We start from the raw sequence: 14,798 nt of genomic DNA, 5'->3' as shown, positions 1-14,798 counted from the left end.
AAACAGGCAGTTTCGCTTTCTTTATGAAGAAAAATTATTAATACAGAACCCTTGTCTTAATGGTTCCTTCAATTTCCTTGAGCTTGGCAATGGCCTTGTCGGCATCCACATTTTCCACATCCAGTACAACATAACCAATTTCAGGGTCGGTCTGCAGGTATTGGCCAACAATATTCACACCATCTTTCATGAACAGTTTGTTGATCGCTGTCAGTACCCCTGGGCGGTTGGCGTGAATATGCAGGAAGCGGCGGGCATTTTTGTTTTCTGGCAAAGACACTTCAGGGAAGTTAACCGCAGAAAGGGAAGAGCCGTTATCTGAATATTTAACCAGCTTGCTGGCCACTTCAATCCCGATGTTTTCCTGTGCTTCGCTGGTTGAACCGCCGATATGAGGCGTCAGAATCACATTATCGAATTTACGCAATGGTGAAACGAACTCTTCATTGTTAGACTTGGGCTCTACCGGAAAAACGTCAATAGCAGCGCCGGCCAGGCGTTCTTCTTCCAAGGCGGTAGCCAGGGCATCAATATCCACCACCGTGCCCCGTGATGCATTAATCAAATGAGCACCCTTTTTCATCTGGGCGATCCTTTCGGCACTCATCAGGTTTTTAGTTGAGGCATTTTCAGGCACGTGCAACGTTACAATATCACTGATATTAAGCAGCTCAGTCAGGGTCTTGACAGGTTTGGCATTACCCAACGGTAACTTGGCTTCAATATCGTAATAATAAATTTCCATACCCAGCGCTTCAGCCAGCACGCTTAGCTGCGAACCAATATGGCCGTAACCAATAATGCCCAGTTTCTTGCTCCGTACTTCATGGCTGCCAACGGCAGATTTTTTCCACTCACCACGATGAACTTCGGCATTGGCGGCCGGAATCCGACGCATCAGCAGTATCATTTCAGCCAGCACCAGTTCAGCCACAGAACGGGTATTGGAAAAAGGCGCATTAAACACGGGAATACCCCGTTTTTTGGCAGCAGACAAATCAACCTGGTTGGTGCCTATACAAAAGCATCCAACTGCAATCAGTTTCTTGGCCGCAGCAAATACCTCTTCGGTCAATTGTGTACGCGAACGGATACCCACAAAATGCGCATCGGCAATCGCTTCTTTCAGTTGATCGCTATCCAGTGCTTTTTTCTGGTAATCAATTTGCGTATAACCGGAAGCATGCAAAACATCAATCGCGTTCTGGTGAACACCTTCCAGTAAAAGGAATTTGATTTTGCTTTTGTCTAATGAGAACTTTTCCATACCACTTTCCATAAGAAAATAACAATTTATGTAACTATTGTATAGTAATTTACTCGGGTATATGCCAATTGCCAATCCCCGTATTCATAAAAAAATCGCCTGATTGTCACATCAGGCGATTGATCAGCTTCAACAGCAACAGTTATTATTCTGCTGCGGGTGGTTCATCTGAAGGTGTATTGTTAAACGGTGCAAAAATACTTTCCAGAGAAACCGGTGCTGAAGTCGGTTCTTCGAAAGGATTTTCTTTGGCACGTGCTGCCATACGTTCTACACGTTCATTTTCTTCCTTCACTTTACGGGCATGGTGATAAGCCAGGCCAGTACCAGCAGGAATCAAGCGACCCACAATCACGTTTTCTTTCAGGCCACGCAGTTCATCACGTTTACCCATGATGGCTGCTTCGGTAAGAACACGGGTTGTTTCCTGGAACGATGCCGCTGAAATGAAGGAATCGGTAGAAAGCGAGGCTTTCGTGATACCCAACAGAACGTTATCGTAGGTTGCCGGTATTTTATTATCGGCAGTCATGCGATCATTTTCATTCAGCAGCTCTGAACGCTCAACTTGTTCACCCGGAATGAATGATGTATCACCCGCGTCAACAATATTTACACGACGCAGCATCTGACGAACAATCACTTCAATGTGTTTGTCGTTAATTTTCACGCCTTGCAAACGGTAAACGTCCTGAACTTCGTTAACCACATAATTGGCCAGTTGCTCAATACCCTTCAAACGCAGAATATCGTGCGGGTCAGCCGGGCCGTCAACAATCAGCTCTCCCTGGTTAACCACCTGACCATCGTGAACCATAACCTGTTTCTCTTTAGGAATCAGGAATTCATGAGAAACACCCTCAATATCGGTCAGTACCAGACGCTGTTTACCTTTGGTATCCTTACCAAAAGAAACAGTACCGGTCACATCTGCCAGAATACCGGCATCTTTGGGTGAACGGGCTTCAAACAATTCAGCAACACGTGGCAGACCCCCGGTAATATCACGGGTTTTCTGTGATTCTTGCGGAATACGGGCCAGAACTTCACCAATAGCAACTTGATGTCCATCACGAACCGTAATCAAGGCACCAACCGGGAATGAAATATTCACGGAGTGATCGGTACCTGCAATCTTGACTTCGTCACCTGTTTCATTCAAGAGCTTGATCTGAGGACGCATCATGATCTTGCCACCACGGGTTTTCGGTGTAATCACCACCAGTGTGGACAAGCCGGTAATATCATCAAGCTGCCTGGCAACCGTTACACCTTCTTCGATGTTCTCGAAACGAACCGTTCCTGTGTACTCAGAAACAATCGGACGGGTTAACGGATCCCATGTGGCCAGACGTGCGCCGGCTTTAACCGCCTCGTTATCACCCACCAGAATAGTGGCACCATAAGGAATCTTATGGCGTTCACGTTCACGGCCGCTATCGTCAAAAATAACAATTTCACCTGAACGGGAAATGGCAATACGTTCGTTCTTGGCATTAGTCACATAACGCATGGAACTGGTAAAGCCAACCGTACCGGCTGACTTGGTTTCAACAGCAGATGCCATGGCGGCACGTGATGCTGCACCACCAATGTGGAAAGTCCGCATCGTAAGCTGCGTACCCGGCTCACCAATAGACTGAGCGGCAATAACACCCACAGCCTCACCGGTGTTAACCATGTAGCCACGACCCAAATCACGGCCATAACAGTGGGCACACAAACCATGACGTGTTTCACATGTCAGCGGTGTACGGATCTTGACTTCGTCCACACCCAGTTTGTCGATCAACTCAACGATATCTTCATCCAGCATGGTACCAGCAACAATCGCTGTTTCCTGCGTATCCGGATTAACAATATCCACCGCGGTTACACGACCCAGAATACGGTCATGTAACGGCTCAATTACTTCACCACCTTCCAGCAGGGCTTTCATGATATAGCCCTGACTTGTACCGCAATCGGTTTCTGTAATAACCAGATCCTGGGTTACGTCAACCAGACGACGTGTCAGGTAACCCGAGTTCGCCGTTTTCAAAGCGGTATCGGCCAGACCCTTACGAGCACCGTGAGTTGAAATAAAGTACTGAAGAACGTTCAGGCCTTCACGGAAGTTCGCGGTAATCGGGGTCTCAATAATTGAGCCATCAGGCTTGGCCATCAAACCGCGCATACCGGCCAACTGACGAATCTGTGCTGCAGAACCCCGGGCACCGGAGTCAGCCATCATATAGATGGAGTTGAATGATTCCTGACGAACGGTATCACCAAAACGATCCACTACAGGTTCGGTAGCCAGTTGTTCCATCATGGCCTTGCCGATCTTGTCACCGGCCTTGCCCCAAATATCAACCACGTTGTTATAACGTTCCTGGGAAGTCACCAGACCTGAAGAGTACTGCTTGTCAATTTCCTTGACCTCACCACTGGCCTGGGCAAGGATCTCTTCCTTGTTGGTTGGAATAACCATATCGCCCATGGCAATGGAAATACCGGCACGGGTTGCCAGACGGAAACCGTTTTGCATTAATTTATCAGCAAAAATTACGGTGTCACGCAGGCCACAACGACGGAAAGACTGGTTAATCAGACGTGAAAGCTCTTTTTTCTTCAGCGAGCGGTTCAAGACTGAAAACGGCAGACCTTTAGGCAGGATTTCAGACAACATGGCACGGCCAACCGTCGTTTCAAAACGACGCAACACCGGTTGCCATTCATCATTTTCATCTTTGACGTACTCGTTCAGACGAACGGTAATGCGTGATTGAAGCTCAACCACACCATTGTCATAGGCACGATACACCTCGGCCAGATCGGCAAAGAACAGACCTTCACCCTTGCCGTTAATACGCTCACGGGTTGTGTAATACAAGCCCAGCACGATATCCTGTGAAGGAACAATGGAAGGTTCGCCACTGGCAGGGAACAGCACGTTATTGGTCGCCAGCATCAAGGTACGGGCTTCCAGCTGTGCCTCAAGTGACAATGGCACGTGAACCGCCATCTGGTCACCGTCAAAGTCAGCGTTAAACGCAGCACAAACCAGCGGATGCAGCTGAATCGCCTTACCTTCGATCAGGACCGGCTCAAAGGCCTGGATACCCAAACGGTGCAACGTTGGTGCACGGTTAAGCATAACCGGATGCTGGCGAATGACTTCTTCGAGAATATCCCATACCACAGGTTCATGGGCTTCAACCAGTTTCTTGGCGGCCTTAATGGTGGTCGCCAGACCCATGGTTTCAAGACGGTTGAAAATGAACGGTTTGAACAGTTCAAGCGCCATTAATTTGGGTAATCCGCATTGATGCAAAAGCAGTTGCGGACCCACCACAATAACCGAACGGCCAGAGTAGTCAACCCGTTTACCCAACAGGTTCTGACGGAAACGACCGCTCTTGCCCTTGATCATGTCGGACAGGGATTTCAGCTGACGCTTGTTGGCACCGGTCATGGCTTTACCACGACGGCCGTTATCCAGCAGCGAGTCTACCGCTTCCTGCAGCATGCGTTTTTCGTTACGCAGGATGATATCGGGTGCTTTCAGTTCGATCAGGCGTTTCAAACGGTTATTACGGTTAATAACACGGCGATACAGATCATTCAGGTCTGACGTGGCAAAGCGACCACCATCCAGCGGGACCAACGGACGCAAGTCGGGTGGCAGCACAGGCAGCACTTCCAGGATCATCCAGTCAGGCTTGATGCCTGATTTCTGGAAACCTTCAATAACCTTCAGGCGCTTGGAGATTTTCTTGATCTTGGCATCAGAAGAGGTGGCCTTCAGTTCGGCACGCAATGCTTCTGCTTCACGGTCGATGTCAATCGTGCGCAACAGTTCGCGAATCGCTTCAGCGCCCATAAAGGCAGTGAAATCATCGCCATATTCTTCTGTTTTGGCCAGGAAGTCATCGTCAGACATGATCTGACCGCGTTTTAGCGGTGTCATGCCCGGTTCAATCACGCACCATGCCTCGAAGTACAGAACCCGCTCGATATCGCGCAGGGTCATGTCAAGCACCATACCCAGGCGGGATGGCAAGCTTTTCAGGAACCAGATGTGCGCAACTGGACTGGCCAGTTCAATATGGCCCATGCGATCGCGGCGAACTTTGGTAACCGTAACTTCTACGCCGCATTTTTCACAAATGACCCCACGGTGTTTCAGTCGTTTGTATTTCCCGCAAAGACATTCATAATCTTTGATAGGACCAAAAATCTTGGCACAAAACAAACCATCACGTTCGGGTTTGAACGTACGATAGTTGATGGTTTCGGGTTTGCGCACTTCACCATAAGACCACGAACGGATTTTTTCTGGAGAAGCAATACCGATCTTGATGACATCAAATTGATCATCTTGCGAGATTTGTTTGAATAAACCTAGTAATCCCTTCATTCTTTACGCTCCAAATCCATATCGAGTGACAGTGATCGAATTTCCTTGACCAACACGTTAAACGATTCTGGCATACCTGCATCAATTACATGATCGCCCTTAACGATGTTTTCATACACTTTGGTACGACCGTTAATGTCATCCGACTTAACGGTCAGCATTTCCTGCAATGTGTATGAAGCACCATATGCCTCAAGCGCCCAAACTTCCATCTCACCAAAACGCTGACCACCAAACTGGGCTTTACCACCCAACGGCTGCTGGGTAACCAGTGAGTAAGGACCCGTAGAACGGGCATGCATCTTATCGTCAACCAGGTGATGCAGTTTCAGATAGTGCATATAACCAATTGTGACAGGACGCTCGAAACGGTCACCAGTACGGCCATCGAACAGATACGCCTGTGTGCGGGTGTCTGTTAGTTGCAGCTGCTCTTTAATCTCATCGGGATAAGCAATCTGCAGCATGGTATCGATTTCTTCTTCGGTGGCACCGTCAAATACCGGCGTTGCCAAAGGAACACCATTTTTCAGATTGTGGGCCATATCGATAATCTGCTCATCGCTCAACTCTTCAAGGTGAGCCTTGCTACCGGCTGTGTTGTAAACGGTATTCAGGAACTCACGCAATTGCTCAACCTGGACTTCGCGCTCATCACGAAGCATGCTGGCAATACGATGGCCAATACCTTTTGCAGCCCAACCCAAATGAACTTCAAGCACCTGGCCCACGTTCATCCGTGAAGGAACACCCAAGGGGTTCAACACAATATCGGCAGGCGTACCGTCAGCCATGTGTGGCATGTCCTCAACCGGCGTAATACGGGATACAACACCCTTGTTACCGTGACGACCAGCCATTTTATCGCCAGGTTGCAGACGACGTTTAACAGCCAGATAGACCTTGATCATTTTCAGGACGCCGGGGGGCAATTCATCACCCTGAGTCAGTTTCTTGCGCTTTTCTTCAAAGGCCAGGTCAAACTCATGACGTTTCTGTTCAACAGATTCTTTAATCTGCTCCAGGGCAACCGCATGATCTTCGTCAGCAAGACGAATGTCAAACCACTGCCAGCGATCAACACCTTCAAGGTATTCAGCCGTAATTGCGGTGCCTTTTGGTAAGCGATTTGGGCCACCGTTAACGGTTTTTCCAATCAGCAATTTGTGGATACGGTCAAACGTATCGTTCTCAACAATACGCAACTGGTCATTCAGATCCATGCGATAGCGGCTAAGTTCATCATTGATGATAGATTCAGCACGTTTATCGCGTGGCACGCCTTCACGGGTAAATACCTGGACGTCAATAACCGTTCCCACCATGCCTGATGGCACGCGCAGGGAGGTATCTTTCACGTCTGACGCTTTTTCACCAAAAATAGCACGCAAAAGCTTTTCTTCGGGCGTCAGCTGAGTTTCACCTTTTGGTGTTACCTTGCCAACCAGTACGTCATCGGCACGTACTTCAGCGCCAATGTAAACAATACCGGCCTCGTCAAGACGGTTTAACTGTGCTTCAGGCAGGTTGCTGATATCCCGGGTGATTTCTTCATTACCCAGCTTGGTATCACGCGCAACAACGGTCAATTCTTCAATGTGAATTGACGTATAACGGTCATCGGCAACCACTTTTTCGGAGATGAGGATTGAATCCTCATAGTTATAACCGTTCCAGGGCATGAAAGCGATCAACATGTTCTGACCCAGCGCCAGTTCACCCAGATCGGTAGAAGCACCGTCAGCCAGCACGTCGCCACGGGCAACATGATCGCCACGTTTGACAATAGGACGCTGGTTGATATTGGTATTCTGGTTAGAACGGGTGTATTTAATCATGTTGTAGATATCTACACCCACTTCACCCGCCTGGTTTTCTTCGTCATTAACACGAATAACCACACGCTCGGCATCAACGTGGTCAACGATACCACCACGCGTAGCCTGTACGGTTGTACCGGAGTCAACCGCAACGGTACGTTCAATACCAGTACCCACCAATGGTTTTTCAGGGCGCAGGCAAGGAACGGCCTGACGTTGCATGTTGGCACCCATCAGGGCCCGGTTCGCGTCATCGTGCTCAAGGAAAGGAATCAGGGAAGCGGCCACCGACACAATCTGTGAAGGTGCAACGTCCATGTAGTGAATATTGCCAGGTGCTGTCAGCATGGTTTCACCCGCTTCACGACAAGCAATCAGGTCACCGGCAAAACTGCGATCTTCGTTCAGTTCTGCGTTAGCCTGGGCAATCACATAGCGGCTTTCCTCGATAGCGGACAGGTAATCAATCTGATCACTGACTTTGCCATCGATAATTTTGCGGTAAGGCGTTTCCAGGAAACCATACTCGTTCAGGCGCGCATACAACGCCATGGAGTTGATCAGACCAATGTTTGGGCCTTCAGGGGTTTCGATGGGACATACGCGACCATAGTGAGTCGGGTGTACGTCACGAACCTCAAAGCCGGCACGCTCACGGGTCAGACCACCAGGGCCAAGTGCAGAAACACGACGTTTGTGCGTGATTTCTGACAATGGGTTGGTTTGGTCCATAAACTGGGAAAGCTGGCTTGAGCCGAAGAATTCCTTGATAGCGGCAGAAATGGGCTTGGAGTTGATCAGGTCGTGCGGCATCAGATTATCGGCTTCAGCCTGGCCCAGACGCTCTTTCACGGCGCGTTCAACACGAACCAGACCGGCACGGAATTGGTTTTCGGCCAATTCACCGACACAACGGACACGGCGATTACCCAGGTGATCGATATCGTCAATCACACCTTGGCCGTTACGCAACGCAACCAGTATCTTGATGGTTTCAAGAATATCGTCATCGGTAAGCGTCATCGGACCGGTAATTTCATCACCACGACCCAGACGACGGTTTACTTTCATGCGGCCGACACGTGACAAATCATAGGTGTCTTCACTATAAAACAGACGCTGGAACAGGGCCTCGACAGCTTCTTCGGTTGGAGGCTCACCTGGACGCATCATGCGGTAAATAGCGATACGCGCGGCATTCTGGTCGACGGTGTCGTCAGTACGCAGGGTTAGTGAAATATAAGCGCCACGATCCAGCTCGTTGGTGTAAATGGTCTGGAATTCGCGAATATTGGCATCACGCATTTTTTCCAGCAAAGATTCGGTGATTTCATCATTGGCATTGGCAATGATTTCACCGGTTTCTTCACTAATGATGTTTTTTGCCAACACTTCACCGATCAGGAAATCTTCCGGTACGGAAATACGCTCGATCTTGGCAGCAGCCAGATCTCGTAAATGCCTGGTGTTGATCCGCTTGTCTTTTTCAACAATAATATTACCGTCTTTATCTTTCAGATCAAACCCGAGAACTTCTCCTTTCCAGCGCTCAGGAATGAACTCCATGATGGCACCGGTTGATTTCAATTCATAATGATCGAAATCAAAGAAATGCGCGAGAATGGTTTCGGGCTGCATGCCAATAGCTTTAAGCAAAATGGAAACCGGCATTTTACGACGGCGGTCGATACGGAAAAACAGGATATCTTTTGGATCAAATTCGAAGTCTAACCAGGAGCCGCGGTAAGGAATCACACGGGCTGAAAACAGCAATTTACCTGAACTGTGGGTTTTACCACGATCATGTTCAAAGAAAACACCTGGTGAACGGTGTAACTGGGAAACAATGACACGCTCGGTGCCATTGATCACGAAAGAACCGGTATCAGTCATGAGTGGCATTTCACCCATATAGACTTCCTGTTCTTTCACTTCTTTAATCGTTGGTTTGCTTACTTCCCGGTCCAGAAGTACCAAGCGTACTTTAGCGCGCAGGGGTGAAGCATAGGTCAAACCGCGCAGCTGACATTCTTTAACATCAAATACGGGTTCGCCCAACACATAACTAACAAACTCTAGACGAGCCATGCCGTTATGGCTGATAATAGGAAAAATTGAATTGAACGCAGCTTGTAGACCTTCGTCTTTGCGTACTGACGAACGGGCATCAGATTGTAAAAATGTACGGTAAGAATGTAATTGCGTTGCTAGTAAGTAGGGAACATCCTGAACATCTTCACGTTTTGCGAAGCTTTTACGGATACGCTTTCTTTCTGTGTACGAGTAAGGCATGAGCACTCCGACTCGAGAGGTTGCACGGACTATGGGACTCCATAACCGTTTGGGTTTTACGACTCCACGAAAAACGGCTTTTATTAATGTAGCATTAAATTTAATGCAATAAAGCGCGTCTTTCCTGAAAGCGCAAAAACCCGGAGGTAGCAAGAGCCACTCCGGGTAACATTAAGTAAAGATTACTTAAGTTCGACTTTAGCGCCAGCTTCTTCAAGCTTCTTCTGGGCTTCTTCAGCTTCAGCTTTAGACAAGCCTTCTTTAACAGCTTTAGGAGCACCGTCAACCAGTTCTTTAGCTTCTTTCAGGCCCAGACCTGTCAGTTCACGAACTGCTTTAATAACGTTAACTTTTGATGCGCCAACTTCAGCCAGGAAAACTGTAAATTCAGTTTGCTCAGCTGCTGCTGCACCAGCGTCGCCACCAGCAGCAGGTGCTGCTACGGCTACGGCTGCTGCTGCAGACACGCCAAATTTTTCTTCCATTTCTGTAATCAGTTCGGACAATTCCAGCACGGTCATGCTAGCGATTGCGTCCAGAATTTCTGCTTTGCTTAAAGCCATTTTAAGAACTCCAAATAAATAAATTTAATGCCAGGGTTTTGTATCGCTTAGTCTTTAAAAAAGATCCAATAAAGCTTGCCTTATGCAGCTTCTTTTTGATCGCGCACGGCAGCAAGGCCACGAACGAACTTAGTTGGAACTTCATTAAGCGTACGCACAAATTGTGCAACAGGTGCTTGCATGGTACCCAACAGTTTCGCCAGCAACTCTTCGCGAGAAGGCATTGTTGCCAATGCTTTAACGCCAGCTTCGTCTAAAAGATTGTTTGGTAATGAACCAGCTTTCAGAACGATTTTGTCGTTGGTTTTGGCGAATGTAGAGAGTACTTTTGCAGCCGCTACAGGATCACTACTGACCGCATAGATCAGGGGACCTGTCAATTGATCGGATAAACCTTCGAAAGGTGTACCGGCAATTGAGCGACGTACAAGCGTGTTTTTAAGGACACGCAGATACACACCAGATTCACGTGCAGCTTTGCGCAATACGGTGACAGAAGCAACGTCAATACCACGGTACTCAGCAACAATAACAGATTGAGCATTGGCAACTTGTGCCGATACTTCTTCAATTACTGCCGCTTTCTCATTACGATTGAGACTCACGGTTTGAACACTCCATCTAAAGACGCGGGAGGGAAGGGTTCCCAATTACGTCAACCATATGCGGCGTACCTCTGGTAGAGCTCTGAATAGAATTCTTCCATGGGACGCCGTCTACGTTGGATCCGGAAACTTCCCAGGATTAAGTCAGGTAAAAAAACTTACCCGACTCCAACGGTCTTTGACAGCAATGCCTGGTGCACGACCAGACATGGCCCAAAGTTCTTTAAAGTCAGACTGCCAAAGAGGCAATCTCAACCTTGGCTCCGCCACCCATTGTGGATGACACAGCCACTTTACGCAGGTAAACACCTTTTGAGGTAGCAGGACGTGCTTTGTTCAAAGCATCAATCAGTGCTGCCAGGTTTTCCTGCAATTGTTCTGTACCAAAAGATGCACGACCGATTGTTGCGTGGATAATACCAGCTTTGTCGGTACGATACTGAATTTGACCAGCTTTTGCATTTTTAACTGCAGTCGCCACGTCAGGAGTTACAGTACCTACTTTAGGGTTTGGCATCAGGCCGCGAGGACCTAAAATTTGACCTAGTGCACCAACGACACGCATGGTATCGGGTGAAGCGATAACGATATCAAAATCAAATTGACCGGCCTTGATCTGGTCAGCCAGATCTTCCATGCCAACGATATCAGCACCAGCTTCTTTAGCGGCTTCAGCTTTTTCACCTTGTGCAAATACGGCAACACGTACGGATTTACCGGTGCCGGCAGGCAATACCACTGAACCACGGACCAATTGATCGGATTTTTTAGGGTCGATACCCAGTTGTACCGCTACATCGATGGACTCATCGAATTTAGCAGTCGCAGTTTCCTTAACCAGCGTCAGGGCTTCTGAAACAGGATACAGTTTGATGCGATCGATTTTCTCTGCAATTGCTGCAGCGCGTTTTGATAACTTGGCCATTAGATTACACCCTCAACTGTGATACCCATGCTTCGTGCGCTACCAGCGATCGTACGAACAGCAGCGTCCAGATCGGCAGCGGTCAGGTCGGGTTCTTTGGTTTTGGCAATTTCTTCAGCCTGTGCACGTGTCAATGTACCAACTTTGTCAGTATGTGGACGTGGAGAACCTTTCTGGATACCCGCTGCTTTCTTGATCAGAATAGTAGCAGGTGGGGTTTTCATGATGAACGTGAATGATTTGTCTGCAAAAGCAGTAATCACTACGGGAATTGGCAAACCGGGTTCCATGCCTTGTGTTTTAGCATTGAACGCTTTGCAGAATTCCATGATATTCAGACCACGTTGACCCAACGCCGGACCAATTGGAGGTGATGGATTAGCTTTACCAGCTGGTACTTGCAGCTTGATGAAGCCGACGATTTTTTTCGCCATTTTTAGCTCCTTACGGGTGATAACGCAATAATGATATTGCTCCCCGGGTTAATAAAATCAGACCTTTTCGACCTGACTGAAATCCAGTTCGACGGGTGTTGCACGACCAAAAATCGTGACACTGACGCGTACCTTACTTTTCTCGTAGTTGACTTCTTCAACGTTACCGTTAAAGTCGGCAAACGGGCCTTCTTTAACACGAAGCATTTCACCAACTTCGAACAATATTTTCGGACGGGGTTTTTCACCACCCTCTTCAATCTGAGACAGAATTTTTTCAACTTCTTTCTCGGAAATGGGGGTTGGCCTATTGCCAGATCCACCCAGAAACCCGGTAACACGGTTTGTATTTTTTACAAGATGCCATGTTTCATCGGTAAGGTCCATTTCAACCAGGACATAACCTGGGAAAATACGACGTTCTGTGATGGATTTTTGACCGCCTTTAACTTCAATCACTTCTTCTGAAGGTACCAGAATGCGACCAAATGAAGTTTGCAAGCCAGCACGCTCGATTTTTTCGAGCAGGGCTTTGTGAACACTTTTTTCCATGCCAGAATAGACATGCACAACGTACCAACGCTTACTCATTTGCTTGTCCTTAGTTCCAGCCTAATGCGACGCCATAGATAAGCCAACCTAAAACCTTATCTACAATCCAAAGAAATAATGCCATTACGCTGACGAATGCAAATACAATGCCCGTCATTTGAATGGTTTCTTTTCTGGTTGGCCATATTACGCGTTTTAATTCATTGTATGAACCGGTAGCAAAACTGATAATGCGCTTACCAGGCTCGCTGAACCATACTAGCAAAGCCGCAACAATCAAGCTGCCAATAAAAATACCTACACGCGCATAAACATTTAAATCATTGAAAAATGAATACGCAAATATACCCGCAGCAATAATAACTATTGCCATAACAATTTTGGCTTTATCTGCAGGTTGGGTGATGGTTTCTACACTACTGTTTGACATTTGCTTGAGCAGCCTTCTTTTAGCGGCGCCATAATAATGGTGGCAGGGGCAGTAGGAATCGAACCTACAACCTTCGGTTTTGGAGACCGACGCTCTGCCAATTGAGCTATACCCCTAATTTTTTTAATTTCTGTACTGATTTACAGAAATTTGGGTAGTACACCGTACTACCCATACTACTATTTACTATTAAGCGTTGATTTTAGCAACAACGCCGGCGCCAACGGTACGGCCACCTTCACGAATCGCAAAACGCAGACCTTCTTCCATCGCGATAGGCGCAATCAGTTCCACGTCCATAGAGACGTTATCACCAGGCAGAACCATTTCTTTTTCTGCAGGCAATGTGATGGTACCGGTTACGTCAGTCGTACGGAAGTAAAACTGTGGACGGTAGCCCTGGAAGAATGGGGTATGACGACCGCCCTCTTCTTTGGACAGAATATACACTTCAGCAGCAAATTTGGTATGTGGCTTGATTGAACCGGGTTTGGCCAATACCTGACCGCGCTCAACGTCTTCACGTTTGGTACCGCGCAACAACAGACCTACGTTATCGCCTGCACGACCTTCGTCCAGCAGTTTGCGGAACATTTCAACGCCGGTACAAATGGTTTTGACGGTATCGCGGATACCCACGATTTCGATCTCTTCACCCACTTTAACAATACCGCGCTCGATACGACCGGTAACAACCGTACCACGACCAGAAATAGAGAACACGTCCTCAACAGGCATCAGGAAGGTACCGTCGATGGCACGCTCTGGTGTTGGGATGTAAGAATCCAGTGCTTTGGCCAGTTCCAGGATGGCTTGTTTGCCCAATGGACCTTCGTCGCCTTCCAGAGCCAGTTTGGCTGAACCCTTGATAACGGGGGTATCGTCGCCAGGGAAATCGTATTTGCTGAGCAATTCACGAACTTCCATTTCAACCAGTTCCAGCAACTCTTCGTCATCAACCATGTCGGCCTTGTTCAGGAACACGATGATGTAAGGAACACCAACCTGACGAGACAGCAGAATGTGCTCACGGGTTTGGGGCATTGGGCCGTCAGCGGCCGAACAAACCAGAATTGCACCGTCCATCTGGGCAGCACCGGTGATCATGTTTTTAACATAGTCAGCGTGTCCTGGGCAGTCTACGTGTGCGTAGTGACGGGCTTCTGTTTCATACTCTACGTGTGAAGTAGAAATGGTAATACCACGTGCTTTTTCTTCAGGAGCTGCGTCAATTTGTGAGTAGTCTTTCGCTTCACCGCCAAACTCTTTTGACAGAACGGTACAAATTGCTGCTGTCAATGTTGTTTTACCGTGATCCACGTGACCAATCGTACCTACGTTTACGTGCGGTTTGGTACGTTCAAACTTACCTTTTGCCATGACCGACTCCTGATGATGGTGCTGGAATTAATAACAAAGTTTATATGGTGCCCAAGGCGGGAATCGGACCCGCGACCTCTCCCTTACCAAGGGAGTGCTCTACCACTGAGCCACTTGGGCGAATTCTT

At 47.9% G+C, this 14,798-nt stretch carries 10 protein-coding genes and 2 tRNA genes; all 12 read right to left on the bottom strand.

Annotation, left to right across the window (positions count from 1 at the left end; translation table 11 throughout):
• Positions 1–37: 37 nt before the first annotated feature.
• Positions 38–1,267, bottom strand: a complete 1,230-nt coding sequence (gene serA / locus JHL22_RS02805; protein WP_200233551.1) for a phosphoglycerate dehydrogenase — start codon at positions 1,265–1,267, stop codon at positions 38–40.
• A 145-nt stretch (positions 1,268–1,412) separates the two neighbouring features.
• Positions 1,413–5,669, bottom strand: a complete 4,257-nt coding sequence (rpoC, locus tag JHL22_RS02800) for a DNA-directed RNA polymerase subunit beta' (protein ID WP_200233549.1) — start codon at positions 5,667–5,669, stop codon at positions 1,413–1,415.
• On the bottom strand, positions 5,666–9,781 hold the full coding sequence (gene rpoB, locus JHL22_RS02795; protein ID WP_200233547.1) for a DNA-directed RNA polymerase subunit beta: 4,116 nt from the start codon (positions 9,779–9,781) through the stop codon (positions 5,666–5,668). Before rpoB ends, rpoC begins: the two co-directional genes overlap by 4 nt.
• A 182-nt stretch (positions 9,782–9,963) precedes the next feature.
• Entirely contained in the window at positions 9,964–10,344 is a 381-nt protein-coding gene (rplL, locus tag JHL22_RS02790) for a 50S ribosomal protein L7/L12 (protein ID WP_200233545.1), read from the bottom strand.
• An 80-nt stretch (positions 10,345–10,424) separates the two neighbouring features.
• The gene (rplJ, locus tag JHL22_RS02785; protein ID WP_200233543.1) at positions 10,425–10,949 is read right to left on the bottom strand and encodes a 50S ribosomal protein L10; all 525 of its coding nucleotides are present in this window, start codon (positions 10,947–10,949) and stop codon (positions 10,425–10,427) included.
• 229 nt (positions 10,950–11,178) lie between these two features.
• On the bottom strand, positions 11,179–11,874 hold the full coding sequence (rplA, locus tag JHL22_RS02780; RefSeq protein WP_200233541.1) for a 50S ribosomal protein L1: 696 nt from the start codon (positions 11,872–11,874) through the stop codon (positions 11,179–11,181).
• A complete protein-coding gene (rplK, locus tag JHL22_RS02775; RefSeq protein ID WP_200233539.1) occupies positions 11,874–12,308 on the bottom strand; it encodes a 50S ribosomal protein L11 in 435 nt (144 codons plus the stop codon). Before rplK ends, rplA begins: the two co-directional genes overlap by 1 nt.
• Positions 12,309–12,365: 57 nt before the next feature.
• The gene (gene nusG / locus JHL22_RS02770) at positions 12,366–12,899 is read right to left on the bottom strand and encodes a transcription termination/antitermination protein NusG (protein ID WP_200233536.1); all 534 of its coding nucleotides are present in this window, start codon (positions 12,897–12,899) and stop codon (positions 12,366–12,368) included.
• 10 nt (positions 12,900–12,909) lie between these two features.
• A complete protein-coding gene (secE, locus tag JHL22_RS02765) occupies positions 12,910–13,290 on the bottom strand; it encodes a preprotein translocase subunit SecE (RefSeq protein WP_200233535.1) in 381 nt (126 codons plus the stop codon).
• Positions 13,291–13,330: 40 nt separating this feature from the next.
• Positions 13,331–13,406: transfer RNA gene (locus JHL22_RS02760), tRNA-Trp, on the bottom strand.
• Between the two features lie 73 nt (positions 13,407–13,479).
• Positions 13,480–14,670, bottom strand: coding sequence for an elongation factor Tu (gene tuf, locus JHL22_RS02755; protein ID WP_200233534.1), 1,191 nt, complete (start codon positions 14,668–14,670; stop codon positions 13,480–13,482).
• Between the two features lie 45 nt (positions 14,671–14,715).
• Positions 14,716–14,790 (bottom strand) — tRNA-Thr (locus JHL22_RS02750).
• Between the last annotated feature and the right edge of the window lie 8 nt (positions 14,791–14,798).

This window comes from Advenella mandrilli, assembly GCF_016595155.1.
GTDB classification, from domain to species: Bacteria; Pseudomonadota; Gammaproteobacteria; order Burkholderiales; family Burkholderiaceae_B; genus Advenella; species Advenella mandrilli.
This window is presented reverse-complemented; position numbering and strand designations above follow the sequence as displayed.

Coding starts and splice junctions, on each gene's coding strand:
- serA (WP_200233551.1), bottom strand. CDS start 1,267: ATGGAAAAGTTCTCATTAGACAAAAGCAAAATCAAATTCCTTTTACTG.
- rpoC (WP_200233549.1), bottom strand. CDS start 5,669: ATGAAGGGATTACTAGGTTTATTCAAACAAATCTCGCAAGATGATCAA.
- rpoB (WP_200233547.1), bottom strand. CDS start 9,781: ATGCCTTACTCGTACACAGAAAGAAAGCGTATCCGTAAAAGCTTCGCA.
- rplL (WP_200233545.1), bottom strand. CDS start 10,344: ATGGCTTTAAGCAAAGCAGAAATTCTGGACGCAATCGCTAGCATGACC.
- rplA (WP_200233541.1), bottom strand. CDS start 11,874: ATGGCCAAGTTATCAAAACGCGCTGCAGCAATTGCAGAGAAAATCGAT.
- rplK (WP_200233539.1), bottom strand. CDS start 12,308: ATGGCGAAAAAAATCGTCGGCTTCATCAAGCTGCAAGTACCAGCTGGT.
- nusG (WP_200233536.1), bottom strand. CDS start 12,899: ATGAGTAAGCGTTGGTACGTTGTGCATGTCTATTCTGGCATGGAAAAA.
- secE (WP_200233535.1), bottom strand. CDS start 13,290: ATGTCAAACAGTAGTGTAGAAACCATCACCCAACCTGCAGATAAAGCC.
- tuf (WP_200233534.1), bottom strand. CDS start 14,670: ATGGCAAAAGGTAAGTTTGAACGTACCAAACCGCACGTAAACGTAGGT.